We start from the raw sequence: 26,904 nt of genomic DNA, 5'->3' as shown, positions 1-26,904 counted from the left end.
TTCGGCCGAGCATCAGGCGAATCCCGCTGCGAAACAGCGGCATTCGCCCGACGATCACTGGCGGTAGGTGGCCAGGAAGCGGCCGATGCGTTCGATGATCGCTTCGAGCTCGTCGGCGTGCGGTAGGGTGACGATGCGGAAGTGGTCGGGTCGTTTCCAGTTGAAGCCCGTGCCCTGCACGATGTGCAGCTTCTCCTGGAGTAGCAGATCCAGCACGAATTGTTCGTCGTTGTGAATCGGATACATGTCGAGGTCGATGCGCGGGAAGGCGTAGATCGCGCCCTTGGGTTTGACGCAGGAGACACCGGGAATCGCGTTCAGCGCTTCCCAGGCGCGGTCGCGTTGCTCGCGCAGCCTGCCGCCGGGCAAGGTGAGGTCGGTGATGCTCTGATGCCCACCGAGCGCGGCCTGAATCGCTTGCTGCGCGGGCACATTCGCGCACAGACGCAGCCCGGCGAGCATCGTCAGACCTTCCAGGTAGTTCTCGGCGTGCTCGGTGGGACCCGACACCACCAGCCAGCCGGACCGGAATCCGGCCGCCCGGTACGACTTGGAGAGCCCGGAGAAGGTCAGACACAGCAGATCGGGGGCGAGCGCGGCGGTGGCCGTGTGGGTGAGATCGTCGTAATGGATCTTGTCGTAGATCTCGTCGGAGAACACGACGAGATTGTGGCGGCGCGCGATCTCGAGGACCTGGCGCAGCACCTCCGGCGAATAGACCGCGCCGGTCGGGTTGTTCGGGTTGATGAGCACGATCGCCCGGGTGCGGTCGGTGACTTTGGCGGCGATATCGGCCACGTCGGGAAACCAGTCCGAGGACTCGTCGCAGACGTAGTGCACCGGCCTGCCACCGTTGAGCGTGGTCGCCGCGGTCCACAGCGGAAAGTCGGGCGAGGGGACGAGCACCTCGTCGCCGTTCTCCAGCAGGGCGGTCATCGCCATCATGATCAGCTCGGAAACCCCGTTGCCGAGGAACACTTCCTCCACGTCGACATCGTCGACACCGAGGGTTTGGTAGTACTGCACGACCGCCCGCCGCGCCGACAACAGGCCTTTCGACGACGAGTAACCGCTCGAGGCGGGCAGCGTGCGGATGATGTCCTGCAAGAGCTCCGCGGGCGCTTCGAAGCCGAACGGCAGGGGATTGCCGGTGTTCAGCTTCACGACGTGGTGGCCCTCGGCCTCCAGCCGCGCGGCGTGCTCGGCCACCGGGCCACGGATCTCGTACGACACGCCCGCGAGCTTGCTCGACTGCTTGACCTGCATGAACATCCCTTCTGAGTGCGGTTGCCGCACACTCTACTTGGTTTTTCCAAGTATGCACTTGGATTTTCCAAGCGATTCGATACAGTGGCATGGTGCCACGTCGAAGCTATGCCCACTTCTGCGCCGTCAGCCGCGCACTCGATGTCGTCGGCGACCGGTGGACGCTGCTTGTGGTCCGCGAACTGTCGTCGGGTCCGCGCCGCTACAGCGATCTGTTCGCGGACCTGCCGGGCATCAGCACCGACGTGCTGGCCGCCCGGCTCAAGGACCTCGAGCGCGACGGCATCCTCACCCGTCGCCGCGTCGGTCCCCGCGCGGCGACCGCCGTCTACGAACTCACCGAGGTCGGCCTCGGCCTGCGGCCCGTGCTCGCCGCGCTGTCGGCTTGGGGCGCACCGCTGCTCGGCGAGCGTGGCGCCACCGATGCCGTCCGCGCGCACTGGTTCGCCCTGCCGCTGGGCCGCGCGGTCGCCGACCTGCTCCCCGAGGGGGTCGTCACTGTTCACATCGGCGAGACCACGTTCCACTACGTGGTGACCGGCGCGGGCATCAGCCACCACGACGGCCCCGCCGAGGCCCCTGACCTCGAACTCCACCTCGACTTGGCCGCCGCGACCGAGGTGGTCATGGGCACGCGCTCACTGGCCGAGCCTGCGAAGCGTTAGCTGCCGGTCGGGGCGCCCGCGACGCGCCGCTCGCCGCCGTTGCGTTCCTGCCAGAGGCGATAGACGTCGACCGCTTCGTCGTGCGGCGCGTAGCGCATGGGCAGGCGGCGCTGGTCCCACGGTCGCGAAGGGCCGCCCGCCCTCGGTGACGTTGCGGCGCGCGAGACCGATGGTGCGCTGTGTGAAATCCATTGCTACTCCTCGCTTCTCAGAACGGTTTGGTGGGCAGATACTTGCCGTCGAGGGTGATCACGGCGCGTTCGCCGCCCTCCGGGTCGGCGACCTTGCGCACGTCGAGCTTGAAATTGATCGCGCTGATGATGCCGTCGCCGAACTGCTCGTGCACCAGTGCTTTGAGGGTTGTGCCGTAGACCTGCAACATCTCGTAGAAGCGGTAGATCGTCGGATCGGTCGGGATACCGCCGGGAATGGACCCGCGAGTCGGGATCGTCTGCAGCAACTTCGCCGCGTCGTCGTCCATGCCCAGCAGCTCGGCGACCGCCGTGGCGGCCTCGCGCGGAAGGGCGTGCTGGCCCAGCACCGCGGCGGTGACGAAGGCGACCGACAGCCCGGCCGCGTCGGCGAGCTGCTGCCAGGTGAGATCTTTGGTGATCTTCGCGTCCACCGCCGCGGCGGCCAAAGCTTGGCGGGCGGTGGGATCGAATTGTGCGTGCACCATAGTGGGTTGTTCCTTTCTGGTCGACCGGCCCGGCAAGTCCGGACCGCTTCGGTTTTCGCGTGGGAGGTCAGGCAGCCGGCACGTTGCCGGAATCCGAGCCGTCGAGGACGGTGATCGCGCCGGTGCCGATGTCGAATACCCATCCCTCGACGGTTAGGCCGCCCGCCGCGACCGCCCGGGCAACCTGCGGGTGACCCGCCAGGTTGGCCAGCTGTGCGAGGACATTCGCTCGCACGAGCGCTGGAACGGAGACGCCGAGGGCGGTGGAGCCCGCGTGCCGCAACCACTCGGCGAGCATCGGAGTCCTGCTCAGATCGCGACCTTCGGCCAGGGCGGTCATCGCGCCGCAGCCGGAATGGCCGCACACCACGATGCGCGAGACACCCAGCACGGCGACGGCGTACTCGATGCTCGCCGTCACCCCGTCGGTGTCCGAGTAGGCGGGAACCAGATTCCCCGCGGTGCGGATCACGAAAAGCTCGCCGGGCTCACTGTTCGTCACCAGCTCAGGAACCACACGCGCGTCGGAACAGCCGATGAACAGCGTCTCGGGACGGTGCCTCGTCGCCAAACGGGCGAACAGATCCGCCTTGGACGGGAAGACATCGCGTTGGAAACTCGCGACGCCGGCGGCGAGGTCGTGCATGGATCGCTCCCTTCGGTAGGGCCTGACGAATCCACCATGCACAACCTGCGGCTATAGCGTCCAAGACGCAGTTCCCATGCTTGCGATTGTTCACGCCAATAGTTGAAGGCTGCGCGAAGATCGACCGGCGTTCGCACCGTCCTCATTGCGCGCCGAATGGACTGCGTGGCAGATCGATTCGGAGGGAGGTCGCCGCGTTCAGTTCGACCGGGCGGCGTCCTTCATGAGCGCGGCGAACGCTCGCGCGGCGGCCGACTGATAGGCGGTCCCGCGCCGCAACAACTCCACGGTCCGGGTGGGCAACCCGGGCGCCAAGTCGATCGGAACCAGTTCGGCGTGCGCGCGAGTGATCGCATCGGGCAGCACGGTGGCCAGCGAACCGCGGCGCACGAACTCGACCAGCGCTCCGATGGAATTGGCTTCCACCGCGATGCTCGGCGTGCTGCGGCTTTCCTCGAAGTAGGCATCGATGTGCGTCCTGGTCGCGAAATCGCGCGTGAGCAGCGCCAGCGGAAACCGCGCCAGCCGCGCGACCGGCAGCGGCTTCGCGCGGCCGGCCAGGGCGTGGGTCGATCCGACCACCAAGCTGAGGCGTTCGGCGAACAACGCGACGCCCTCGACCCCGGCGGCATGGGCGCCCGCGAAGGCGATACCGAGATCGACACGGTCGGCGAGCAAGTCGGCCTCGATCCGGTCCTGGGTCGTCTCGACGACGGTGAGCGTCACACCCGGGTACGCGGCATGGAACTCGTGCACGAGCGGACCGATGAAGTAGGCGGTGAACGTCGGCGTCATCGCCACCCGGAGCTGGCCGCGGGACAGATCCTGCACATCGTGGATCGCGCGCTCACCGGCATCCAGATCGCGCAGGGCGAGCCGGGCGTGATGCGCGTACGCCTCCCCGGCCTCGGTCAGCCGCACGGCGCGACCGGAGCGATCGAGCAGCTGCACGCCGAGCGCGCGCTCGAGCTGCCTGACCTGCTGCGACAACGTCGGCTGTGACACGTGGAGGAACTCCGCCGCACGGGTGAAGTTGCCGTGATCGGCGACCGCGAGCAGATACCGGATGAGGCGCAGCTCCATGAACGAACTATAGACGCGCTCTATCGCAACCATGGGACCTCTGTATTGGGCACTATCGCGATTCCTGGGCATGGTGGGGATATCGGCAACCCGAGTCAGGAGTTCTCCATTGATCCAGCGTTCCCACCGAATCGTGCTGGCCGCGGCCGCACTGGCTTTCTCGATCGCGGCCTGCACGGCCGATCCTCCCGGCGACCGGACCGTGCAGCCGCCGGTCGACCCGAGGAGTACCTCCGCTGCGGAGCCGTCCCCCGTGCGCGCTCTCCGCGACCCCGCACTCGGACCGCAGCTGGTGCGGGCGGCCGCGGCCGACGACGCCGAGAAGGTAGGCGAGCTCATCGCCGGTGGGGCCGACATCGAGTTCCGCGGCGACCACGATCGCACTCCGCTCATCGCGGCCACGAAGAACCGGGCTTCCGCCGCGGCGCGGGCACTGATCGAGGCGGGTGCCGACGTCAACGCCAAGGACGACATGGAAGATTCGGCCTACCTCTACGCGGGCGCCGAAGGCATCGACGACATCCTCGAGCTCACCCTGCGCCACGGCGCCGACGTGCACAGCGTGAACCGCTACGGCGGCACCGCCTTGATCCCGGCCAGCGAACACGGATACCTCAGCACGGTGCGGCTGTTGATCGACGCGGGCGTCGAAGTCGACCACGTCAACGAGCCGGGCTGGACCGCGATGCACGAGGCGATCGTTTACGGAGACGGATCCGAGCGCTACCAGCGGGTCGTGACCGCCCTGCTCGACGCGGGCGCCGACCCCTCGATCCGCGACGCATCCGGACGCACCGCTCTCGACAATGCCCAGCGGCGTGGGCAAACCGGGATCGTCTCGATCCTCGAGGCCCGTCGTTGACCGATTTCGTCGACCTCGAGAACTTCTTCGCGGGCTTGCGCCATGGCAATTCACGCCGCGGGGGAGATGTGGGCGTGCACAAACCCTCCCCATTGTCGTATGGTGTCGCGGTGACTTTCTCTAACGGAAAGGGCGCCGCGCGCCCCTGCCGGTGACCCCCGGCGAGTGGCTGGTCTCCGACGACATCGATGACCAGACCACTTTTCTCGCCCACGCAATCAGTCTCGCTGCCCTGCACGGGCCAGGCCCATGGCCTGCGGAAGGCCGTCCGCTGCCGGACGATTCACCTGACGAGCGGAAGCTCCTGAACTCGACCGTCCTCGATGGTGTGCAGACCCATCACGCCACGGCCCCGGCCGAGCCGGACGTCGCCGCTGCCGCCGTCGCTACGATCACCGATATCGTTGCCGCGCCGAGTGATTCGGCACTGGCCGCATTGCACGATCAGTTGGCCGAGCGCTCAGCGCTCGCGCTGGCCGACGCATTGGTTCGTGAGCTGCGCGCTGCCACGTTGCCGCGCGACGAGGTGCGGTCGGTGGCGCGGTGGCTGACCGAACACGGCACCCGCCGCAATGCCGTGGCGCTCGGCATCGTCATCCTCGGAGTGACCGGCGACGAGCGAGACCGCGAATTGCTGCTGACATTGGGGACTCTGGGCGATCTGACGCTGTATGCGGTGGTAGCGCTGGGCAATTCGCAACCGGATCGGCATCGCGCGGTGTACCAGCTCGCTCGCCGCGTCGACGGATGGGGACGAATCCACGCCGTGGAGCGGTTGGCGAGAACCACCGATCCCGAGATCAAGGCATGGCTGCTGCGAACCGGCTTCCGCAACGGCGTGATGAACGAATACCTCGCCCATCTCGCCGCCACCACCGGCGATCTCCGCGGCGCGCTGCTCGCCTCCGAGGTCGGCGACGAACTCCTCGACGGCGCCGCCGACATTCTCGCCGCGCTGGCCCTCCACGGCGGACCAGCCGCGGACATCCGGCACTACCCCGACGCACTGCCGGTGCTGATCCGGTTCGCCGAGTTGCTCGCCACCGCTGCTCCGACCCTCACCCGCATCCGCAGTACGCGGACGATCACAGGTCTACTGAACGACCCACCCCCGGAACTGGATTGGCCCTCCGACGAGGTCACCGGTCTGGCCACCGAATACGCGGCGCTGCTCGCGCGGACCGACTGGGCCGACGAGGTCCGGGCGCGCCTGGCCCAGCCGGAAGGCGAATTCGGCTTCAACCAAGCACTGTCCTGCGCAGAAGCCGTCGGGGTCCAGGCATATCCGCAGGCCCTGGCCCATCTTCGACGCAATCCACGCAACGGTTACGCGTGGCAATGGGTGTCCAAAAGGACGCCCGACCACGCGGTTGCCGCGCTGGCCGACCTGGCGCACGATCTGCTACCGCTGGACGAGATCACCCGCGGGCCGAAGCCTGGCGGCAGGCGTCGCGCCGATGACCACATCCTGGAGATCATGGTGTCGACTGTGCGGCGCGCGGCGCCGGGAACCGGCCTGCCGCTGGTGCGCTCCGCGCTCGGCGCCAATCCAGTACGGTTGCGCCGCGCAGCTCTGCGAACCCTCGTCGAATGGTACGGCCACGACCTCCCTGACGACATTCGCAGCTGGGTAACCGCCACTGCCGCAACAGAACCCGACGACGAGCTCCGCCGCGAGCTCACCGCACTCATCGATCACTGACCCGGAAACCGGGCGTTCACCCGAACGTTCGCACCGTCTTCGCTCGGCGGCGGCCCGCCGTCGTCGGCAGTGGGGAGGTCGAAGGTTCCGTCCGGTGCTGTCGCCGCGCTGTCGTTCCGGTTTCGTGTCAGGAGGTGTCGTGGGAAGTAGCATCGGGGCATGGACGGTTTCTTGCTGTTCGTGATATCCGTCGGTCCCGTCGTGCTGATCACGGGTGGATTCGCGTGGGCTACGACTCGCGCGCGTCGGCGGGGGATCGGTGGTGTTTCGGTCATCGGTCCGTTCCAGGACATGTGGGATCCGGGCGCGGCGCGAACTCAGGTCGAGATCGAGATCCAGGCCGAGCAAACAGCGCCGGCTCCCTCTCCAGGTGACCCGCCGGACTCGGGTGATCGATCGGACGACGGTGTTCTCCCATCCGCCTCGCACGACTCCGGCAGTCGTACGGACCTCAGGTCCGATATTCACTCGGGTACTCCATTTTCGGCGACTACGACCGATGACCTCTGATGGTGGGATGGGGAAGGTCGTTCTGGCCCAAGACTTTCCGGAGTGCCGATGAGATGGCGTCGAGTTCTGTGGTGTCGAGGCCGGTGAAGCGGCGTTCGATGGCGGCGAGGTAGTGCGGAGCGGCTGCCCGGAGGCGTTGTCGGCCGGTGTCGGTGATGCTGACGAAGGCGGAGCGGCCGTCGTCCGGATTGGATTCGCGGAGCACCAGGCCGTGTGACTCCAGTTCGGTGACCAGCCTGCTCACCCGGGTTCGGCTGAGCACCACCTGTTCGCCCAGGTCGCTCATGCGCAATGGCTGCGGACCATTTAGCTCCAGCAGCACGTCGTACCAGCTCAGGGGCAGTCCGGTGGTGCGACGTAGTTCCGCGTCCAGCTCGGGGACGAGTTTGGCGTGCACCTGAAGCAACGCGGCCCAGGCGCTGACGGCCGGGTGTGATCGGTTCGCATGGTTCGGCACGGTACGCATCCTAGTCGATTGCGTGCGCGCGCACGCATGTAGTAGCGTGCGCACGCACGCAAATTTGTGCTCGAGAAAGGTCCTCCTGATGACTGCCCTGATCACCCGTGACGAACTCGCAAGAGAGCTCGAGACCGGTTCGCTGACCGTGATCGATGCGCTCCCGGCCGAGTATTACGCCAGGGCGCACCTGCCCGGCGCGCTCAACCTTGTCGAAGCCGATGTGGAAGCGAAAGCGTCGCAACTGCTTCCGAACAAGGATGCGGCGATCGTCACCTACTGCTCGAACCCGGCGTGCCCCAACAGCGGGCAGGTCGCCGCCAAGCTGACGGCCCTCGGCTACACCAATGTGCGCAAATACCCTGAGGGCATTCAGGATTGGACCGAGGCGGGCTTCCCCGTCGAACACTGACGGCCGATCGTGTGGGTGTGGCAAGTGCTCTGTGCAGTTGCCACACCCGGTCCGGCCTCTCCCTCTGTCGGTCGAGGAGTTGCCGCCCGCCGCCAGTCCACGCTCTCGCCTGAGGTTGTCGGGGTTGGGGCGAGCGGGCAGCTCATCTTCGGATCCACGGCACGCCCCGGGGCAAGCGCGTAATCGCGATTCAGACGGATGCGGCTGCTCTGCGGAGGGCGTCGAGACTGGTCTCCGGTGAGGTGTTGAAGCAGAACCGGATTCCCGGCGCCGCGTCGACGATGACATTGACAATGCGCTCGAACAACAGGGTGTGCTCGGGGAAGGCCCGCACCGCCCCGCCCACCATGACGAGGTCGAACTGCTGGTCCGCCAGCAGTGTGCGGATTTCGGTTTCAGCCTCCTCGGGCGACGCGCGGACCATGCACGGCATCACATCGAATTCGGTGTTCTGGAGAGCGGCATTGGCGACGTCGACCCTGGCCGTGAGCTGCGCCTCGTCCAGATCAGGAAAACGACTGTAGTCCATGGCTTGTGGATGCAATCCGATGGTCAGTGCTCGGAGGCGTGCGGTTGCTTCGGTCATCGACTCTCCTCCACGAAGGGGTGCGACCGCCCGTCCGCGTGGGACGATTGGTCTCGTTCACCGTTATTGCTTTGAAAGCAAAGATATTTGGGAGAGAGAGGTATGTCAACGGAGCACGGTCTATCCCTGGACGACAGCGTTCGAGCCATGGTGTTGCTGATGCCGCGGCTGGTCGGCCGCGCGAAACGCCTACCGGTTCCCGAAGCTCTGCAATCGTTCGATTTGGCACCGCGCCATCTGTCGTTGTTGACGTATGTGCTGTTCGACGGGCCGCTCACAGTGAACGAGCTGGCGAGTCGACTGGAGGTGGCGCCCACCACCGTGAGCCTGATGATCAGCGACCTCAGCCGCCAAGGCGTACTGGACCGCCGGACCGACGAGAACGACCGGCGACGCACCCTTGTCACCATCGCCGACTCGCATCGAACGGCGGTAGCGGCCTGGCTCGGTGGCGCGGACCGCGGATGGCGCGCCGCGCTGGGCCCGCTGACGGCCGAGCAGCGCGCCCTGGTCATCACAACACTTCGCGCCTACGAGGAAGCCGTCTCTTCCAGCTGAAGTTCCACAAGTCCACCGATGCATCCGTAGTCAACGCCACCATCAGCAGCACCGAACGGCCGGAAGTCCCCGCCCGGCCTCGGCTGACCGGATGATCCGCGGCCGCACTCGACATCGCCCGGGGCCGGAGTTGAGGTCGTCAGCAACCCCTCGCCTCGGCGGTGAAGGTGGTCCCGCTGGCGGCCTATGCCCGCGCGGTCGCCACGGGAGCCCTCGACCCGCAGGAGCGGATCGCCGTCACCGACTGGGAACGCTGGTACCTGCCGGGCACCGACGGCGGCGCGCACGACACGGCGCGCACCCGGCTCCCGGGCGATACGGTCACCCTGGACCAGATGGTCAGCGCCATGATCCGCGAAAGCGACAACGCCGCACCGGATTACCCGCGCGATCGCCTGGGCGACCAGGCGCTGATCGAGGCCGCGGCGGCCGGCAGTTGGACCGGCTACTCGCCGTCCACGAAGCTCGGCGATGCGATCCGCCTGCTCGATCCGGCCGTCACCGATCCGTGGGCCGCTGCGCGGCGTCATGCCGCCGACCCCGGCTATCGCACCGAGATCCAGTCGAAGACATTGCCAGCCCTTGGATACTCAGCTGGCGTGGGCCGACAGCACGCCGACGGGTTCGGCGCGCCAGCTCACCGCCCTGCACCGCGCGATCGCCACGGGCAGTTTCGGCGCGGGCGCGGATATCGCTCGCGCCCAGCTGGAATGGCAGGCTCCGCCGGAGGGGTTCGAGGCGATGGGGTCTTGACCGAACCGGACACCCTGCACCGGTTGAGGTGCGCGGTATGACCGATGTCGAGGGTAAACTCGCCGAACTCGAGGTGCGGATCGAGGCCCTGGAGGGGCGCCCGGTCATCGAGGACGCCGCCCGCGGCTTCATCGAATACCGCGGGACCGTCGATTTCGGCAGTGAGATCAGCTGGACGATCCGCTACGCCGCGTCCTCGGTCCTGAACCTGCCAGCCGCCGCCCGGGTGGAAGCGCTTGCTGCACTCGGACATCCGGTGCGGCAAGCACTGATCCAGGCGCTGCTGGACGGTCCCCGCACCGGCGCTGAACTGGCCGAGGCCGTCGGCTTGACCTCGACCGGTCAGCTCTACCATCACGTCCGCGCGCTCACCGCCGCGAAGATCATCGAGCAGCATAGCCGCGGCGCCTACCGCATCCCTCCAGCGAAGGTGGTTCCGCTGCTGGTGCTGATGACCGCGGCGGCCGATCTCGCCGAGCAGTTGCACTAGCCGGGCAACGTTTCCAGCCACAAACCAGTTCGGTGATCAGGCCCGCTTGTTCAGTATGTCGTTGATCTGATTGCCGAGATCGACGGTAATGCGGCCGCTGGGCAGTTCGACGCCGAGGGCTTCGGCCAGGTCGGCCTGGTGGATGTCGAGGGTGGACTCCATCAGCGTCGCGAGTACCCGCGAACTGTCGCGGGCCCGCCAAGCCCCGGTGAGTACCGCAGCCGAGGCGAGAAGAGCTGCGGGCCACCACCATACGGCCCACGGCAGCAGGAGAACGCCCCAGGCGACGAGGAGGGCGTCGGTGAAATAGCCGCGCTGCGCCGCGACGACGAGTTCGCGACGCTCAGCGCCGATCAACAGCCACAGACGCGGCCAGGCATGCACCAGGGACAGCCCGTACTCGGCGTCGACGCGTTCACCCAGCAGGCGGAAGTGCTCACCGACCGCGGTCGCCCGGGTCGGCAGGTATCGCGCGGGTGGCGGCTCGTGACGGTCCTGCCACCGCTCTCGCGCCGCAGCCTGACGCCGATCGCGGCGCACGGGCCGCGCCACGCGAATCCACCAGCGGTGCACCAGGTTTTCCGCGACCAGTGCGGCCAGGAACCCCGCCAGGGTCGCGGCGGCCAGCAGCAGGATGGCCCAGACGGTCAGCGCCGCGAGATCGCGACCGCCTCGGGTGAGCGACTGTACCCGGCTGCTGACGAATCCCGGATCGAGCGCGTGCCGGTGGGCGGCCAGTGCCGCCCAGACCGCGAGCGCGGTGTACAGCAATCCCGGCAGGGCGATGGCAGTGAACCAGGTTTCGCTCAATCGTTTACCGAGGCCGATCAGGATGTCGGTCACGAGCGGCCACCACGCAACCCGGGCAGGCGCCGGACCATGTCGGTGTCGCCGATTGCGCAGCGCGGCCGGTGACCGGTGCGGGGATCCGCGGTCGCCCGCCGGTCACAGGCTCTGGTCGGGCACCCGTATCCGCCGCGGACCGGTACGGCGGGCACACCGAACCGGTCCAGATCGCTGGGATCGATCCCGTGCCGATCGCCGGGCGCCGGTCGCGGGGTCACGGCCTCGGCCGGATCGACCGGCAGGCCGCGATCGCGAATCGCCTCGGCCACGGCGGTTCCGGCGGCGATGTCGGCCACGGCGGCGTCGAGTGCACCGCGCCAACCGGCTTGCTCGGCGATCTCGGTGAAGGCCGGGAGGTTCTCACACCACCAAGCGCGTGCGGTGCGGCCCGAGACAGGTGGTGGTGCCAATCCTGTTGTGCTCCCTTCGAATTCGTTGCGGCTAGGGGCCGATGTGCAAGAACGCCGCCCAGTGGCGCATGGCGTGCGGTTCGGCGTCGCGCAACTCCATCGCTGCGCCGTGCAGTGCGGTCGCTGCGGCGTCGGCGCTCGGTCGACCGGAACCGAGCAGTGCGGGGTACACACATTGGGACATGCGGTGCGCCGCGACGTCCCCGATCGCCCACATGGCGCCGATCACGTGCCGCCAGCCCCGGCTCTGCAACGCGGCCGCGAGCGTGATCGACTCGTCCAGATTCCGCGCGTCGCCGACATGGGTTTCGCAGGCGGACAAGAACGCGAACTCCCCACTGCCACGGCTGGTTCCGGTGAGATCGTCGATGCCGACCACGCCCGCCTCCTGCCAGTCGTACGGATACAACCCCGCGTCCGCCGGATCGAACAGGTCCTGCGTCCCGTGACAGGCCACGTGTAACCAGGTGTGGTCCGCGAGCCCGGAGAGCAGGGCCGCCCGGGTGGCCGCTGCGCCGATCAGCGCCGTATGCGGTTGTGCGCCCAATAGTTTCACCAGATCCTCGGCCTCCTCGGCCGCGGCCGGGATCGGATCGAGTCCGGGGGTCTCCGGGACCGCGAATATCAGCATGGCGCCCGGATACTCGGCGCGCCGGGTGCCGGGGTGGGCGTCTGTGGTGGCGCGGCGGCCATCCGAGGTGTCGAGGTGGGCGTCGACGGTGGCGGGCTCGGATTCGGTGTGGGTGCGGCGGGCGTGCGCGAGGTGCGTGAGCGAGGTGGCCCACGACGAGATCGTGCGGTCCAGCACCGTGCGGCCCGCTCCTTCGGCGTGGAATCCGGCGGCGTGCAAGGGCATGACGGTGAGGACACCGGTCGGACACCACCAGATGCGTGGGGGCGGTGCACCCGCGGCCGGGCGATCGGTGAAACCCAGTGCGCACAGCACTGGTTCGGCAATAGCGGTCCACATCCAGGCGGCAGTTCTGGCCAGGCCCGCGTCGAACACCTGAGTGTCGGTGGTGGTGCGCCGACTGGCGGCGTACCGCTTGACTGTGTTCACGTGCAGCTCGGCCTGCCGGACCGCGGTGTCGGCATCGAGTCCCGGCAGCGGGACCGCGACCACGCGATCCCGGCTCACCGCGACCGCGTCGCAGCGCAGTTCACTGCAATTGATCAGCACGATCCATTCGCCGGGGGTCTGCGGGCGCAACGCCGAGAATGGTTGGGGGAGCAGAAATTCCGCCGGACGCGGGAATCCGGCGGTGGCGTCGAGGCCACGGATCCGGTCGAGCAGCCGCTCGAACCGCCGCGCGGAATCAGCCCGCTCGTACCGCGTCGTTTCCTGCTCGCCGGGCTCGCCGGTGCCATCGAGGGCGGCCGCGCAGACCTCGAATTCGTCGGCGAGTTCCGGTGCGGCGCTACGCAATCCCTCGATGTCGGCACGAACCTCCCGTCGCTGGGTCCACAGTATGCCCCGCCCTGCTTCGGTCAGTTCGATCGCGCGCTCGAATCGCCCCGCCGCGATTGCCGCCGCGGTCGCGTTCTGGGTCAACTCGCCCGCCTCGGCTTGCAGCAGCAGCCGTCGGTCCGCGTGGGCCAAGCCGCGCCAGGCCAGCGCGGGCAGCAGCGCCACGCCTCGGCCGAGGATGTCGGCTCCGCGCGCGGGATCACCCGACTGCGTGGTGGCCGTGCCCCATCCGAGCGCGATGCGCAGCAGCGGCACCAGCGGTGCGCCCGGCGTCTCCCAGGCTTGCCGCCAGGTGTCGGCGGCCCGCACCCAGTCGGCGCCGTCCCCGGTATCGGCGAATCTGCGGTGCAGGTAGACGGCGAGGTTGCACAGCATGGGGGCGCGGTTCGGCTCGCCGGGATCCCTTTCGTCGGCCGCCTGTCGCGCGGAGTCGATCGCGGCATCCAGGTCGGTGGTGTCGCGCCGAGCCAGGTATCGCTGATAGAGCGCGCCCGCGTAGTTGTACAGATTCCGCGCGTCCAAGTCGGTGTCATCGAGGCCGGTCTCGAATCGGTCGGCCACGGAATCGGCCAGCAGCGCGACACTTTCGTCCAGATCGGATTCGGTGCCCCGGCCGCTCGCGACTCGGGCCAGCAGGACGGCGGCCAGACTGGGCCCGACGATCTTGCGCCGGTTGAGGTCGTCGAGCTCCCCATCGGCGGCTGCCCGCAGCAGCGTGACGGCCTCGTCGAGCAGTGCGGGATCGCGGGTGAGACTGTGGCGTAATCGCAAGACCGCGCCGAGCTGCCAGTGACTCTCGGCGAGTTCGTCCGGGTCGGGTCCGCTCCGAATGAGATGGCGCAGCGCTGTTTCCGCGGTGTCGAGGTCCGCGGGATCGAGGAACAGGGTGGCGCGTTCCCTGGTGAGACCGGCCAGTTGCAGCAGCCATGCGTGATTGTCATTGGGTTCGGAGACGATGACCTCGACCGCGCGCCGGGTGGCGGCGATCGCCTGGTCGAAATGGCCCGCCAGCCGGGTGGCGAGCGCGATCCGGCTCCAATGCACCGCGAGACCGAGTCGGATGCGGCCGTGATCGGGCGAGCGCCGGGCGAGCGGGGCCAGTGTCGCGTCGAACAGCCCGGCCGAATCGGTGAGGGCGTTGGCCGCCGCGGTGTAGTCGCCCATCTCCACTAGGAGGCCGATCTCGTTGAGCGACACAGTGATCGCCTGCCGGTCGTCGCCGGACGCCGACGCCAGCCGGACACTCTCCGCGAGATAATCGGCGCGGCGCGCGGCATCACCGGGCGCGGAACGCAGCAGCAGGGCCGAGGCGAGATTGGACAGAAATCCCGCCCGCCGACCGCCGGGCTCGGTCGCGTACCGGACGGCTTGCTCGGCGGCGGCCACGGCGGCGTCGGGATCGTTCTCGCCATCGGTGCGCCGGTAGCGGAGCTGATGCAGCAGGCTCAGCAGGTCGAACGCGTCGCCGCGCCGGTCGTCTCCGGCTGGAAGCAGTTCGAGGGCACGCTCGGTGTAGCCGATCGCCCTGGACACGGCAGCCATGTCGTGCAGCGCGTCGGCGCGGATGTACAGGCTGCCCGCTACAGCGCACAGCCGCTCGGGATCGTCGGCGAAGTCGGGCGCGGCGATAGTGCGACCGGCATCGGTGAGCGTCGCCGCCTCCGTGCTCGCCCCCTCGTCGTTCGTGCCTTCCGGTTGGGCGCTGGAGATGAGTGCCCGGTTGGTGGTGAGATGCTCGTATTCGGCATGCGCGGAATCGATCGAATCGATCGCCCGGTTGAGCGCGTCCACGGCGTGATCGAGATCGCCCGGATCACCGTAGGTGCGATAGCGCCGCAGCCGAATGGCAGCGAGGGTGTTGTGCACGATGTGGAAGAACCACACGTCCTCCGGCGTCAGCGCCGCCCCCTCCCTGGCGACGCGCACGGCCTCGTCGAGCAGCTGCGGATACCCGGCGTAGTCGTATGCCTGAATCAGAACATTCGCAAAGTTGGCCAGTCGGCCGCCGTAGTCCGGATCCTCCGGCCGTGCGGTCAGGAATTCGGCGCGCAATTGCGAAATCGAGTCCTCCACATCGAAATTCGCCGCGGCCTCCGCCGCGCGTGCGAACTCCTCGGCGTGTGAATCCCACTCCTCGGTCAATTCGGCGAGGAACTCGCGCGTGGGCGTCGCCTCACCCTCGGAGAGCTGCTCGAGGCTTTCCTGTAGCAGCTCGATCGCCTCGCGCAAGGACTCCGGATCGGCGGTTCGCTGGTAGTCGCGCCAGAGGGCTCGCGTGAGATTACCGATCGCGAGCCAGCGGATCCTGTCGTCGTCGGCGGCGGCGTCTGCGGCTCGCCGCGCGGTGTCGATCGCCTCCGCGAGGATGCCGGCTTCGGGCATCTCCTCGTCCAACAGCCCGAGCAGCCCCGACAGATTCACCAGCCGCGGCGCGTATCGGAAGCTGGTCTCGGGTGTCGCATCGATCGCCGCGCGGAGCAGTTCGATGGCGCGGACCAGCACGCCGGCGTCCTGGTGAGCCTCGTACTCGTCGATCAGTCGCTCCGCGCGGTCGGCATCGGCCCGGGCCTGCGGCGGGTCGTCCTCCTCGATGACCTCGCGCAGCGGGGCCGGGACGGCGTCCGGATCGGCCGCGTACACGGTCTGGAACCAGCTCATCACGGTGATGAGCTCCGCTTCGGTGAAGCTGGTCAGCTGCGCCTCGAACGGCAACCAGCGCAACCACCCGAGCGTGTACGCCACCTCCACGTCGTGGAGCGGATCGCTCTGCGCCACAAGCTCTTCGGCCTGGCGGAGCACTTTCTTGCCGAGCAGTGCGGAAAGATCGTCGGCGGCCAGCGCCTCGTCGAGCCGCTCGGACAGCGTGGCCAGCAATTCGTCCCGGGTCGCCATCCCCGCCCCCTCGCCCTGATTCGCTGTGGCGCTCGCTTCAGGGTACGGCGCTACCGCGGCATCGGCCGGGAAATCGGATCGGTTGAGACGATGCGACAGCCGACGAATCGGCCACGAGCCAGCAGGTCCCGCGCTGCGGTAAATCCTTAGCGCCGGATTCCGCGCGAACGTTCATTCCGGCGCCGAAACATCATGTCACTACCACTGTCTCGGATCAGGTTCGACGGTGAGGGGCCCGGTCGCGGGCGTCGTAGTCCTGTCGGGCCCGATCGACCTTGTCCAGGTTGACCGACCATTCGGCGAGTGTTGCGAAAAGTGGTGCCAGGCTGCGCCCCAGTGCGCTGATCTCGTACTCCACCCGGGGTGGGACCTCGGGGTGATAAGTGCGCACGACAAGCCCGTCACGTTCCAGTTGCCGGAGCCGCTGCGTCAGGACCTTGGGCGTGATCGTTGTGATGCGGCGTTCCAGCTCGCTGAACCGTTGCCGCCCGAACTCGTTGAGTGTCCACAGGATCGGCGTGGTCCAGCGGCTGAAGACTAGATCGACCACCGGAGCGATTGGGCAAGCCAGCTCCGGAGGGACCTGCGATGTGGCCTCGGTCACCTGAAAACCACTTTCCCCTAGGTACCTACTAGCTCTCGGATAGTAGCGTCGCCGAATGCGTTGAACAAACGCGGAACAGGAGACAGAGATGATTGTGGTGACGGGAGCGACCGGAAATGTGGGGCAGCCGCTCGTTCAGGCGCTCGTCCGGGCTGACGAGCCGGTGATCGCCGTGTCCCGGAGGGAGATCGGGGTACCGGCGGGAGTCCGGCATCACCAGGCCGACTTGGCCGAGCCGCAGAGCCTCGCGCCAGCCCTCCAGGGAGCAGCGGTGTTATTTCTGCTGACCTCCCCAGACTTCATGGCGAACGGCAATATCAATGCCGTCCTCGACGTCGTGCGCGCGGCCGATGTCCCGCGCGTGGTTCTGTTGTCGTCCCATGGCGTTGGCACGGGACGTCATCCGTCGGTGCTGGAAGACTCTGTTCAGCAGTCAGGTCTGGAATGGACGATGCTGAGGCCGGGCAACTTCGACTCCAACGCGCTGCAATGGGCCGATATGGTCCGTACACAGCGGGTGGTCGCGGCACCGTTCGGTGATGTCGCAGTCCCGGCCATCGACCCGGCCGACATCGCCGAGGTAGCCGCCATCGCGCTACGCGAGCAAGGACACCAGGGCACCATCTATACGCTGACCGGGCCGGAACCGATCTCACCCCGGCAGCAGGCCGCGGCGATCGGTGCCGCACTGGGCGAGTCGGTGCGGTTCGTCGAGCAGAGCCGTGCGGAAGCGCGGACCCAGATGCTGAGGTACATGCCCGAGCCGATCGTGGAGGCCACCCTCGACGCGCTCGGCACACCCTCCGCCGCCGAGCAGGCCGTCAGCCCCGATATCGAACGACTCCTCGGACGCCCACCCCGCACCTTCGCCGAATGGGTGGCACGCACCATTACAGCGTTCAAGTGACCCGCCACAAGCCGCTGTCGGCCTCGGCCGAGACTTTCCTGGCCGAACCGCTGTCTGCCACCCTGACGACTATTCGGCCGGACGGCTCGCTGCACGCTGCGCCGGTTCGCTTCACCTGGGACGGTGAGGCGGGGCTGGCCCGGGTCATGACGGTCGGCTCCTCACGCAAGGCCCGCAACCTGGCGGCGAACCCGGGCAGCCGCGTCGCCCTGTGCCAGGTGGACGGTTTTCGCTGGATCACGCTCGAAGGCACGGCGACCGTGTCCAACGATTCACGCGAGGTGTCCGACGGCGTGTCCCGGTACACCAGGCGCTATCAGTCGCCGCCACCCAACCCGCCCGAGCGGGTCGTCATCACGATCGCGGTGGACAGCGTCATGACCCTCAACACCTGACCTAGGAACCTGAACGATCGGCCCGGCGGGTGTTATCGCAGGTTCTTTCGCAGCCAGGTCAAAACCTGGCTGGCGTGGTCGTTCGGCGGGTGGATTGGGTAGAAGACATTCTCGATCGCTCCATCGTTGACGATGAGGGTCAGCCGTTTGTAGAGGGTCAGACCGCTGGCCGTGAACGTTGGCAAGGTGAGCGCCTGGCCCAGGCTCCGGGTAGGGTCTGAAAGCATCTTGAAGGGGAGATGGAGTCGCTCAACCACTTCCGCCTGGTAGGCGGTGTCCTGGCTGGAGAACCCGAACACGTTGTCGGCGCCAGCTCCGCGCAGTTCCTGGTAGTGGTCGCGGAAGCTGCATGCTTCGGGTGTGCAACCGCGTGCTCCCGGTATCGAGTCCCAGCCGTCAGGCAGGTCGGTCCCCGGTCGACCGGTCAACGGATAGATGTAGATGACTGTCCTGCCGGAACCGAGATCGTCGAGACGAATGTCGTCGCCGCTGGTTGCCTGGAGCGTGAGGGACGGAATTCTCGTGCCGGGCAGGTGAGCTGCTGCTCCGTCATCGGCGGGGGCTGGCAATTCGGCAGACAGGCTGGTGAATTCGGGCATGGTTACCTCTTTCTCATGGACCTGTGCGGCAGTGCCGGTGCGGTGAGCGGCTTGGTCCAGTTGAGCGATCAGCGTCGTCCGGCGGGTCGTGAGCCCTTCGATTCGTCTGGTGAGATCGTCGATCGCAGACCGGTAGCCGGCTAGCGAGGCCGTGTCTGGGTGCTGGATTCGGTGCTGGTGGACCCAGCGGCGTAGTGGGTCGTTGTCGGTGTGCATGCCCGCAGCCCAGCCGCGGAGCCCGAGACGGTGGGCGAACGGTCGCTGTTCGTGGAGCTGCTCCGCGAGCCCGATCCGGCGACGCCAGGCCGGATCCATCAGGATTTCGGCGAGGATCACCGATTCGGGCAGAACGAGCAGCCAGGTCGGCAGCAGTTGCTGGGCTTGGTTGACGGCCTTGACCGCGGCGTCACGGTCGTTCCATCGTTGGCTGAGCCGCCACTGCATGAGCGGATCGGGGTTGAACCGCCGGGCGGTCATGATGTCTCGGGCTGCGTTGACGTGGCCGGAAGTCCAGTCGCGGTCCTCGTCGCTGCGAAACAGCTTGTCGCGCTGATGAATTGCCTTCGCGATCTCGGGTGCGGAGCTGAGGTCCACCGGCAGCGGTGCGGAGAACTCCCCGAGCCAGAGTTGATGCCGACGACAGGAGCTGTCGGCCGCCGACGAGCAGACCCTGATCACGGGTGGTCTCGCCGCGGACCGGCCGGACCCGGAACGGCAGCAGTGCGGCGGTCTTTCGCCAGAGCGCGAGAATGGCCATGACTACTGCCGGGTGCCCGCCCGGCGCATCACTGCGGCGACCGCGTGCGCGAGGGCTTAGGGGAGTCGTGGCGGCCGACGGGCAGTCCCAGGCACACCGCCATCTCCCCGGCTAGGGCTTTCGGGTCAGCGTCGGGTGGTGTGAGAACCCAGCAGTGGTACGGCTGTCCCAGCAATCCTAGTTTTCAGCGACTTTCGTTGACGTTACGTTTCATTTGGTGTGACCAAACGGAAACGAAACGAATGTGGCCGCATGCGGGGGAGTCTCAGATTCTGACCGCCGATAATGTTCACTTATCGGTGGTCAGAACCTCCTGTCGCGCAAAGCCCTTCCTAAGTGCCGACACGGGTTTCGTTTCGTGTCAATACGTCGAATCCAACGAAATCAACGCTACGATTCCCGGGTGTCGAGCACTTGCAGCTTTCCGGGATGCACCCGGCCCATCACGCGGGGTGGCGGCCCCGGACGTCCGTCCGAATACTGTGAACACCCCGACCACACGCGGTGGCGGGCATGGCGGGAAAGGCAACGGCTGCAACAGGAGTCGGAGACACCCGTCGCTTCTGTCACTGTGACGCCACAGGGTCCGATCACGGCCGCTCGGGCGCGGGCCGACGAACTGCTCACCCAGTTCCGTGGCCTCGCCGAACAACTGAGCAACAACCTGAATGCGGCGGTGGTGGAACTGTCCACGCTGGCCGATCCCTCGATCGCCGAGGCGCAGGTGCAGGCCGTGCAGGCCGATGCCGCCCGCCGCATCGCGGAGGCCGAGGTCGCGACGGTGGCTGCCGAGCAAGCGCGCCGGGAGGCCGAGGACGCCCGCCGGATCGCGGAATCCGCCGCCGACGACGCGGCGACCGCTGCGGAACGCGCGGAAACACTGGTCGCCGAGGCGAACACCGCGCGCGACGATGCGTTGCGCGAGGTGGAGCGGGTGAGCAAGCAGGCCGCCGACGATGTCTTCGCCGCCCGCGCCGACGCCGACGCCGAGATCCGCACGGTGCGACGCGAAGCCGCCGACGACATCGAACGCGCCCGCCAGCAGGCGACAGAGGACGTGGACAAGGCACGGCGTAAGGCTGCCGCCGAGATCGAGCAGGTGCGCAGGGAAGCCGCGCAGCAGGTCACCGCGGCGGGCGCCGAACGCGACCTCGCCGTGCAGCGCGCCGCCGACGCCGACCGCGCCATCGACCGCGCCGAACAGGCCACCGCCGAACGCGCCCAGGCTCTCGCCGAAGCCCGCGAGGAACTCACCCGCCTGCGCGGCGAACTGGACGCCACCCGAATCGAACTCACCGACCTGCGCCGCACCGCCTCCGCCGAAGCGGCCGCTCAGCGCTCGGCAGCGGCCGTATCGCTCGAGCAGGCGCGCGCCGAGGCCGGCGAGCGCATCGCCGCCCTCGATGACGCTCGCACCCAAACACTCGCCCGTGCCGAACGTGCCGAACGCCAACTCGACGAGCTGCTCGCGGCCGCGCGAGTCCCCGTCACGCCGGAACCGGTCGAGAGCTCCTGACCGAAAGCCCGAGCGCGGCCTACGATCCAGCCCGCGCGCTATGGTGCGGTATGGCTGTCATCCACCGCACGACCATGTCCCCGAGCAAGCGGGATCTGCTCACCGTCTGGCTGCCGAGCCGCCCGTGGTATCGCGGTGGGACCCGACCGCGGCCGACGAAAGTGGGCGGGTTCCGGCTCGACGACCCGGCAGGGGAGGTGGGCATCGAGTTCATGGTCGTCACCGACGATTCGGGTGTGCGACCGGTGACCTATCACCTGCCGATGACCTACCGCGGCGCCGAGCTGCCCGGCGGTGCGCACGCGCTGATCGGTACCTCGGAGCACGGTGTGCTCGGACTGCGCTGGATCTACGACGGATCGCACGACCCGGTGGCCGTCGCGCAGATCGCCGCGCTGATGAGCGGGAACGCGCAACCGCAGGCGCAGAGCCAGAGCGACACCCCGGATTCTTCGGTCGTCGTCGCGAACTCGGTATCCGATTCCGCGGTGGCGGAATTCGCGGTGGCGGACGGCGTCGACGACACCGAGATCACCGTGGTCGGCGGACCGCTCCTCCGAGTTCATCGGCGGCTCGATCCGGAAGCGCCGCCGCCGGGCCTCGCCACCGTCACCGCGCCGTGGCGGGGGCCGGGTGGCGAGGTGACGCGGTCGATTCTGCTGTCGGCGCACGGCTGATCTCCGGACCGCCTCCACAAATACGGCAAACATCAGGCTAACCATGTCTTCCGGTCATATCATGGTGCTATGCCCGGAAACGATGGTGAGGGGCGTGTGGAATCGCGGGTCCGTGGGGGACGGGAGGCGATTCTGGTCGTGGGTGTCTGCTCCGTCGCCCTCGGCGTTCTGATCGCGATCTGGCCGGAGAAGACCGTGCCGATCCTGGAGTTGCTGTTCGGCCTGTATCTGCTGGCCAACGGAGTGGCACAGCTGTGGCTCGCGATCGGCGCGCGGTTCGCGCTGCCGCTGCGGGTGCTGGTGCTCGTCAGCGGGCTGCTCTCGCTGGTGTTGGCCGTATTGTGTCTGCGCGGTGGGAATTCGGTGCTGCTGCTCTCGATGTGGATCGGGCTGAGCTGGACCATTCGCGGCATCACCCAGGCGACCGTCGCGGCGTGGGACGACGAGCAGCTCTCCGAAAGCCTGCGGCACGAACTGTTCGGGCTGTTCACGATGATCGTCGGCATCGTCGTGCTCGGTCTTCCGCTGGAGGAACTGAGCTCCCTCGGCGTGGTCGTCGGCAGCTGCCTCGCGATGCTCGGCGGGCTGGAGATCGCGCTGGTCGGCGTCGGTCGCGCCGGTCCGGTCCGGGCGCCCGGCGCAACGCGAGTACCCGTGCCGCGCAGTTGAACTGGCGGGTCGCCCGCGCAACCGGTTCACTGTCTTTATGGCACCAACGGATCAGCGGCGCAGTTCGGCACGGCCATCGGTACCGGGTTCGATGCGGTCTCCGGCGGAACTCATCGTCGTCACCCACGGCGCGGTGCGGCCCATCGGGCCGATCGCGTTGCGCGAGAACGCCGCCGGGCGATCGCATCTGGCGGCGTCGCTGCCCGGCGGCGCGCGGCTGTCCCCGATCTTCGGTCCGGGCGACCGGCTGCCCGGGCGGTTGCGCGGCACCGATCAGGAACCGGTCGCCGCGCACTACCTGAACTACTTCGCCGTGGTCGGCGTCGCCGAAGACCTCGAAGCGGTTGCCGAACAGTTGCGAGAGAACGAAGCGGTGGCCGGCGCGTACGTCAAACCACCGGCGGAACCGCCGATCGCGCCGAGGACCACGATGATGCGATCGACGGCAGCCGCCCCGCCGGAGACGCCGGATTTCCAAGCCAGGCAGGGATATCTGGACGCCGCACCGGCCGGTATCGACGCACGCTGGGCGTGGACCCGGCCCGGCGGACGCGGAACGGGCGTGCGGGTGATCGACATCGAGGGCGCGTGGCGATTCACCCACGAGGACCTCACCCAGAACCAGGGCGGCGTGATCGGCGGCGAACCCTCCGCCGACGAAGGCTGGCGCAACCACGGCACCGCGGTCGCGGGCGAGATCAGCGGCGACGCCAACATGTTCGGCATCACCGGCATCGCACCGGAGGCCACGATCCGCGCCGTCTCGGTATTCGGCCCGGGGTCGGCGACGGCGATCCGCACCGCCGCCGACGCGTTGGGTCCGGGCGACATCATCCTCATCGAACTGCACCGGCCTGGGCCGCGCCGCAACTACCAGAACCGCGCGGACCAATTGGGCTACATCGCGATCGAGTGGTGGCCCGACGACCTCGCCGCGATCCGCTACGCCACCGCGCGTGGCGTCATCGTGGTGGAAGCGGCGGGCAACGGCGGCGAGGACCTCGACGCCGCGCTGTACGACACGCGCCCGAGCGGATTCCCGGAGTCGTGGCGCAACCCCTTCCGCGGCGACGCCGACGATTCCGGCGCGGTGCTGGTGGGCGCGGGGGCTCCGCCGCCGGGCACGCACGGCAGCGATCACGGTCCGGCGCGATCGCGGCTCGCGTTCTCCAACTACGGGTCCCGCATCGACGCGCAAGGCTGGGGCCGGGAGGTGACCACCACCGGCTACGGTGACCTGCAAGGCGGAACCGACGAAGACTACTGGTACACCGACGAATTCAGCGGCACCTCCAGTGCGTCCCCCATCGTCGTGGGTGCGCTGGCGTGCTACCTGGGCATTACCTCCACGAGTTTCGAGATGCACGATCCGGCGCAGGTGCGACGGCTGCTGCGAGCCACCGGGTCCCCGCAGACCGAAGCCGGTGGACGGCCGACCACGCAGCGGATCGGGAATCTGCCCGACATCCGCGCCATGGTGGGGGAGCAGTAGCTCGTCGTCGGAGGCTCGCTCGTGCCCGGCGTGATCGAGCACGCCGGGCGTGAGCGGCCGCACGCGAATCACGCCGACCGTTGATACCCCGTCTCCGCGGGTGTCCCGGTTTCGACGAGTCCACGCAGTGCCTGCGGCAGCGGCCTCCGGTGCAGGACGCCGAGGCGTTGGGTGGCGCGGGTGAGGGCGACGTAGAGTTCGGCCGCGCCGCGCGGACCGTCGGCGAGTATCCGTTCCGGCTCCACCACCAGGACGGCGTCGAACTCCAGGCCCTTGGTCTCCGACGCTGCCACCGTGCCCGGCACACCCGGTGGCCCGATCACGATACTGGTGCCTTCGCGACCCGCTTCGTCACGGACGAATTCCTCGATGGCAGCGCGCAATTCGTCCTCGGTGACGCGCCGGGACCACGGCTGGACGCCGCACGCGCGAACCGACTCCGGCGGCGTGACCTCGGGTGCGAACTCGGCGAGCAGCGCGGCGGCGACGGTCATGATCTCCGCCGGGGTTCGGTAGTTCACCGACAGCGACCGGTAGAGCCAGCGGCCCGGCACGTACGGCTCGAGCATCGTGTCCCACGAGGTCGCCCCGGCGGCCGAGCGGCGTTGGGCGAGATCGCCGACCACCGTGCAGGACCGGCCCGGGCAACGCCGCATCAGCACCCGCCAGTCCATCTCGGACAGCTCCTGGGCCTCGTCGACCACCACATGCCGGTAGGTCCAATCCCGGTCCGCGGCAGCGCGTTCGGCGAGTTCACGGGTGTCGCGCTCGACGAAACGATCCGCGAGATCCTCGGCGTAGAGCATGTCGTGGGCGAACAGATGATCCTCGTCGTCCATCATGTCCTCGCGGCTGACCAGGATGTCCAGCACACCCGCGGCGTATTCGGCCTCGTCCTTCCGCTCCCGCTCGGCCGACCGGTCCACCGACTTGTCGGTGCCGAGCAGATCGACCAGTTCGTCGAGCAGCGGCACGTCCGATACCGTCCAGGCGTCGCCGTCGGCGCGCCACAGCGCCTCGTCGGCGCCCGCCGCTCGCAGCCGCTCGGGGGAGGCGTACAGCGATGCCAGCAGGTCTTCCGGCGTCAGTATCGGCCAGAGCTCGTCGAGCGCGGCGGTGAATTTGTCGTCACCGGCGAGCTCGGTCAGCAAGTCCGCCCGCAGTTGCTCCCACGCTTCCCGATCCTTCCAGGTCAGCCAGCCCCGGCCGATCCGCCCGATCGCCCGTTCGGTGAGCACCCACGTGACGATCTCGGTGAACACCGCGCGAGCCTCGTTGTGCGGCAGCCCGCTCCCGCGCGCCTCCTCCCTCGCCCACTCCGCGGTCTCGGCGTCGATCCGCACCGTGACGTCGGCCAGCGCGATGGGCAGCGGATGCTCGGGCAGCCGCTGCCGATCCGCGACCGCCGCCGCGAGCACGTCCAGGATCTTCAGCGAGCCCTTGAGCCGCGCGGCTTCCGGGGTGTCCTCCGCGGTGACGCGCAGACCGGGAACGAAGTCGCCGGTGGTCATGAACACCACGTTGGACTCGCCCAGCGACGGCAGCACGCGGCCGATGTGGTTCAGGAACGCCGGGTTGGGCCCGATCACGAGCACACCGTTGCGTTCCATCTTTTCCCGCTGGGTGTAGAGCAAGTACGCGACGCGGTGCAGCGCCACCACGGTCTTCCCGGTGCCGGGGCCGCCCTCGATCACCACGACGCCCGGATGATCGAGCCGGATGATCTCGTCCTGTTCGGCCTGGATCGTCGCCACGATGTCGCGCATGCCCTCGCCGCGAGGCGCATCGACCGCCGCGAGCAAGGCCGCATCCCCGCGCTCGCCACCACCGGGGCGGCCGAGCACCTCGTCGGTGAAATCGACCACTCGACGACCGCGAGCGTGGAACTGGCGGCGCCGACGCATGTTCTCCGGGCTCGCGGCGGTGGCGACGTAGAACGCGCGCGACGCGGGCGCCCGCCAATCGAGCAACAACGGTTCGTACTCGTTCGCCTCGTCGAAAATGCCGACCCTGCCGATGTACGTATGCTCGCCCGACACAGCGTCCAACCGGCCGAAACACAGCCCGTTGTCGGCCACGTCCAACCGCTTCGCCTCCTTGGCCAGCGCGCGCACCTCGAAATCCCGTTCCATGGGTGTGCCGCCGGTGCCCCGCAAGGCCGCGCTGTATCGACCCTTCACCCGTGCGCGCTCGGCATCGAGCCGTGCGTAGAGACCGGCCACGTAGCTCCGTTCGGACCGCAGTTCGTCTTCATATCCCTGAGTTGACACACACCCCTCACTTTCCCTGGCACGACGATCCCGCGCGGTCGGCGCGGGCATGGGCGGTTCAGCCGCGGATCGTGCCGCCTCTCGCTGCTCCCATTTCCGCAGGTTTCGATCTCGGCCAGCGATTGTGCGGCACGACCCGGGTCTTGCCGCAAGGCCCCCTGTGCGCTATATGTTGAAAATGGAAAGGAGTTGATGCTCCCTTTCGTTCGTCGTCCCGTTGTTGGACGGACCTCCTTTGTGAGATCGAGATCCCAGAACTGGATCGTCTTCGCGAACCGAAGAAGTCCTGGCGTCGAAGCGCGCGCGACGCTCAGGCGCGGGCCGTCGGGAGGACGCGTCCGCCCTCGAACCTGAGACGAGCTGGAGCTGACGAGTGAACCGCGGCACAAGGCCACCAAACAGGTTGCGCCGCAATCCGAACCAGTGAAGCGCCCGTGCTACGGCGCAGTCCCTCATGCGTCGTAGACCCGTCGATCAGCGAATACCAAACCGCGACAGGCGGTCTGGCTGAATCCGTGTCGATCGGTGAACCGCGGCACAACATTCGATGGCGCGCAGCCGATGTCGGATTGAACTCTGCGCGTTTGCCGAAGCCGCTGTGCGACCGGCTCCACGGCCGCGCAGTACCGAGCGCAGCGACGTCTTTCCCGCAATAGAACCCGCGCTGACCTGCGGCGAAGACGTCCGTCGGCGACCGGTGCCGCCTCACCGAAATGCGTTCACCCGCAGTCGA

The 26,904-nt window shown here is 68.1% G+C and carries 25 protein-coding genes and 1 pseudogene; 13 read left to right on the top strand and 13 right to left on the bottom strand.

The annotated features are described in order from the left end of the window. Positions 1-54: 54 nt before the first annotated feature. Positions 55-1,266, bottom strand: coding sequence for a pyridoxal phosphate-dependent aminotransferase (locus tag ACRWNM_RS23205; RefSeq protein ID WP_431970161.1), 1,212 nt, complete (start codon positions 1,264-1,266; stop codon positions 55-57). An 89-nt stretch (positions 1,267-1,355) separates the two neighbouring features. Here ACRWNM_RS23205 and ACRWNM_RS23200 point away from each other — a divergent pair, with 89 nt between their 5' ends. Then, positions 1,356-1,931: a winged helix-turn-helix transcriptional regulator gene (locus tag ACRWNM_RS23200; RefSeq protein WP_431970160.1), complete on the top strand. Its 576-nt coding sequence runs from the start codon at positions 1,356-1,358 to the stop codon at positions 1,929-1,931. Here the strand turns inward: ACRWNM_RS23200 and ACRWNM_RS23195 are convergent. From ACRWNM_RS23195 to cynR, 4 genes and pseudogenes are all read right to left on the bottom strand, one after another. Continuing rightward, positions 1,928-2,059 (bottom strand): annotated as a pseudogene (locus tag ACRWNM_RS23195) (nucleoside deaminase); the annotation flags it as partial. The gene ACRWNM_RS23200 and the pseudogene ACRWNM_RS23195 sit on opposite strands and share 4 nt — an antisense overlap. An 80-nt stretch (positions 2,060-2,139) precedes the next feature. Next, entirely contained in the window at positions 2,140-2,610 is a 471-nt protein-coding gene (gene cynS, locus ACRWNM_RS23190) for a cyanase (protein WP_431970159.1), read from the bottom strand. Positions 2,611-2,677: 67 nt separating this feature from the next. Continuing rightward, on the bottom strand, positions 2,678-3,256 hold the full coding sequence (locus ACRWNM_RS23185) for a carbonic anhydrase (protein WP_431970158.1): 579 nt from the start codon (positions 3,254-3,256) through the stop codon (positions 2,678-2,680). Between the two features lie 198 nt (positions 3,257-3,454). Further along, positions 3,455-4,339 (bottom strand): transcriptional regulator CynR, encoded by an 885-nt coding sequence (gene cynR, locus ACRWNM_RS23180; protein ID WP_431970157.1) that lies wholly within the window; start codon positions 4,337-4,339, stop codon positions 3,455-3,457. 109 nt (positions 4,340-4,448) lie between these two features. Between cynR and ACRWNM_RS23175 the strand changes: the two genes are divergently transcribed. Together ACRWNM_RS23175 and ACRWNM_RS23170 are read left to right on the top strand one after the other, a co-directional pair. Next, positions 4,449-5,201, top strand: coding sequence for an ankyrin repeat domain-containing protein (locus tag ACRWNM_RS23175; RefSeq protein ID WP_431970156.1), 753 nt, complete (start codon positions 4,449-4,451; stop codon positions 5,199-5,201). A gap of 151 nt (positions 5,202-5,352) precedes the next feature. Further along, the gene (locus ACRWNM_RS23170) at positions 5,353-6,903 is read left to right on the top strand and encodes a hypothetical protein (protein ID WP_431970155.1); all 1,551 of its coding nucleotides are present in this window, start codon (positions 5,353-5,355) and stop codon (positions 6,901-6,903) included. 490 nt (positions 6,904-7,393) lie between these two features. On the opposite strand, the gene ACRWNM_RS23165 is transcribed toward ACRWNM_RS23170, so the two are convergent. Next, entirely contained in the window at positions 7,394-7,870 is a 477-nt protein-coding gene (locus ACRWNM_RS23165) for a MarR family winged helix-turn-helix transcriptional regulator (RefSeq protein WP_431970154.1), read from the bottom strand. 88 nt (positions 7,871-7,958) lie between these two features. Here ACRWNM_RS23165 and ACRWNM_RS23160 point away from each other — a divergent pair, with 88 nt between their 5' ends. Continuing rightward, a complete protein-coding gene (locus tag ACRWNM_RS23160) occupies positions 7,959-8,282 on the top strand; it encodes a rhodanese-like domain-containing protein (RefSeq protein ID WP_431970153.1) in 324 nt (107 codons plus the stop codon). A gap of 190 nt (positions 8,283-8,472) precedes the next feature. Here ACRWNM_RS23160 and ACRWNM_RS23155 read toward each other — a convergent pair whose 3' ends face one another. After that, on the bottom strand, positions 8,473-8,868 hold the full coding sequence (locus tag ACRWNM_RS23155; RefSeq protein WP_431970152.1) for a hypothetical protein: 396 nt from the start codon (positions 8,866-8,868) through the stop codon (positions 8,473-8,475). A gap of 102 nt (positions 8,869-8,970) precedes the next feature. Between ACRWNM_RS23155 and ACRWNM_RS23150 the strand changes: the two genes are divergently transcribed. The 3 genes from ACRWNM_RS23150 to ACRWNM_RS23140 all read left to right on the top strand — a co-directional run bounded on the left by ACRWNM_RS23150 (position 8,971) and on the right by ACRWNM_RS23140 (position 10,669). Further along, entirely contained in the window at positions 8,971-9,426 is a 456-nt protein-coding gene (locus ACRWNM_RS23150) for a MarR family winged helix-turn-helix transcriptional regulator (RefSeq protein WP_431970151.1), read from the top strand. Between the two features lie 167 nt (positions 9,427-9,593). Next, positions 9,594-10,220, top strand: coding sequence for a serine hydrolase (locus ACRWNM_RS23145; RefSeq protein WP_431970150.1), 627 nt, complete (start codon positions 9,594-9,596; stop codon positions 10,218-10,220). Continuing rightward, positions 10,217-10,669 (top strand): ArsR/SmtB family transcription factor, encoded by a 453-nt coding sequence (locus ACRWNM_RS23140; protein ID WP_431970149.1) that lies wholly within the window; start codon positions 10,217-10,219, stop codon positions 10,667-10,669. Before ACRWNM_RS23145 ends, ACRWNM_RS23140 begins: the two co-directional genes overlap by 4 nt. Before the next feature lie 36 nt (positions 10,670-10,705). Here ACRWNM_RS23140 and ACRWNM_RS23135 read toward each other — a convergent pair whose 3' ends face one another. The 4 genes from ACRWNM_RS23135 to ACRWNM_RS23120 form a co-directional block, all read right to left on the bottom strand. Further along, on the bottom strand, positions 10,706-11,512 hold the full coding sequence (locus ACRWNM_RS23135) for a hypothetical protein (protein ID WP_431970148.1): 807 nt from the start codon (positions 11,510-11,512) through the stop codon (positions 10,706-10,708). Beyond that, a complete protein-coding gene (locus ACRWNM_RS23130; RefSeq protein ID WP_431970147.1) occupies positions 11,509-11,925 on the bottom strand; it encodes a hypothetical protein in 417 nt (138 codons plus the stop codon). Before ACRWNM_RS23130 ends, ACRWNM_RS23135 begins: the two co-directional genes overlap by 4 nt. Positions 11,926-11,956: 31 nt before the next feature. Continuing rightward, positions 11,957-16,285 carry a CHAT domain-containing protein gene (locus ACRWNM_RS23125; RefSeq protein ID WP_431970146.1) on the bottom strand — a complete coding sequence of 1,443 codons (4,329 nt, stop codon included), beginning with the start codon at positions 16,283-16,285 and terminating at the stop codon, positions 11,957-11,959. A gap of 214 nt (positions 16,286-16,499) precedes the next feature. Further along, positions 16,500-16,889, bottom strand: a complete 390-nt coding sequence (locus tag ACRWNM_RS23120) for a winged helix-turn-helix transcriptional regulator (RefSeq protein WP_431970145.1) — start codon at positions 16,887-16,889, stop codon at positions 16,500-16,502. A gap of 88 nt (positions 16,890-16,977) precedes the next feature. Here ACRWNM_RS23120 and ACRWNM_RS23115 point away from each other — a divergent pair, with 88 nt between their 5' ends. Both ACRWNM_RS23115 and ACRWNM_RS23110 read left to right on the top strand, forming a co-directional pair. After that, on the top strand, positions 16,978-17,796 hold the full coding sequence (locus ACRWNM_RS23115) for an NAD(P)H-binding protein (protein WP_431970144.1): 819 nt from the start codon (positions 16,978-16,980) through the stop codon (positions 17,794-17,796). Then, positions 17,763-18,191, top strand: coding sequence for a pyridoxamine 5'-phosphate oxidase family protein (locus ACRWNM_RS23110; RefSeq protein ID WP_431970143.1), 429 nt, complete (start codon positions 17,763-17,765; stop codon positions 18,189-18,191). The genes ACRWNM_RS23115 and ACRWNM_RS23110 overlap by 34 nt, the downstream gene beginning before the upstream one ends. A 32-nt stretch (positions 18,192-18,223) precedes the next feature. Here ACRWNM_RS23110 and ACRWNM_RS23105 read toward each other — a convergent pair whose 3' ends face one another. Then, on the bottom strand, positions 18,224-19,468 hold the full coding sequence (locus ACRWNM_RS23105; protein ID WP_431970142.1) for a peroxiredoxin: 1,245 nt from the start codon (positions 19,466-19,468) through the stop codon (positions 18,224-18,226). 650 nt (positions 19,469-20,118) lie between these two features. Here ACRWNM_RS23105 and ACRWNM_RS23100 point away from each other — a divergent pair. The 4 genes from ACRWNM_RS23100 (at position 20,119) to ACRWNM_RS23085 (ending at position 23,901) form a co-directional block, all read left to right on the top strand. After that, complete coding sequence (locus ACRWNM_RS23100) at positions 20,119-21,063, top strand: hypothetical protein (RefSeq protein WP_431970141.1); 945 nt, start codon at positions 20,119-20,121, stop codon at positions 21,061-21,063. A gap of 50 nt (positions 21,064-21,113) precedes the next feature. After that, positions 21,114-21,740: a maltokinase N-terminal cap-like domain-containing protein gene (locus tag ACRWNM_RS23095; RefSeq protein ID WP_431970140.1), complete on the top strand. Its 627-nt coding sequence runs from the start codon at positions 21,114-21,116 to the stop codon at positions 21,738-21,740. A 69-nt stretch (positions 21,741-21,809) separates the two neighbouring features. Then, the gene (locus ACRWNM_RS23090) at positions 21,810-22,409 is read left to right on the top strand and encodes a DUF308 domain-containing protein (protein WP_431970139.1); all 600 of its coding nucleotides are present in this window, start codon (positions 21,810-21,812) and stop codon (positions 22,407-22,409) included. Positions 22,410-22,500: 91 nt separating this feature from the next. After that, positions 22,501-23,901, top strand: a complete 1,401-nt coding sequence (locus ACRWNM_RS23085) for a S8 family peptidase (protein ID WP_431970138.1) — start codon at positions 22,501-22,503, stop codon at positions 23,899-23,901. A gap of 68 nt (positions 23,902-23,969) precedes the next feature. On the opposite strand, the gene helR is transcribed toward ACRWNM_RS23085, so the two are convergent. Then, positions 23,970-26,171, bottom strand: coding sequence for an RNA polymerase recycling motor ATPase HelR (gene helR / locus ACRWNM_RS23080; RefSeq protein WP_431970137.1), 2,202 nt, complete (start codon positions 26,169-26,171; stop codon positions 23,970-23,972). Positions 26,172-26,904: the final 733 nt, after the last annotated feature.

Origin of the sequence: Nocardia sp. bgisy134 (assembly GCF_965341865.1) — a bacterium.
Classification (GTDB): Bacteria; Actinomycetota; Actinomycetes; order Mycobacteriales; family Mycobacteriaceae; genus Nocardia.
This window is presented reverse-complemented; position numbering and strand designations above follow the sequence as displayed.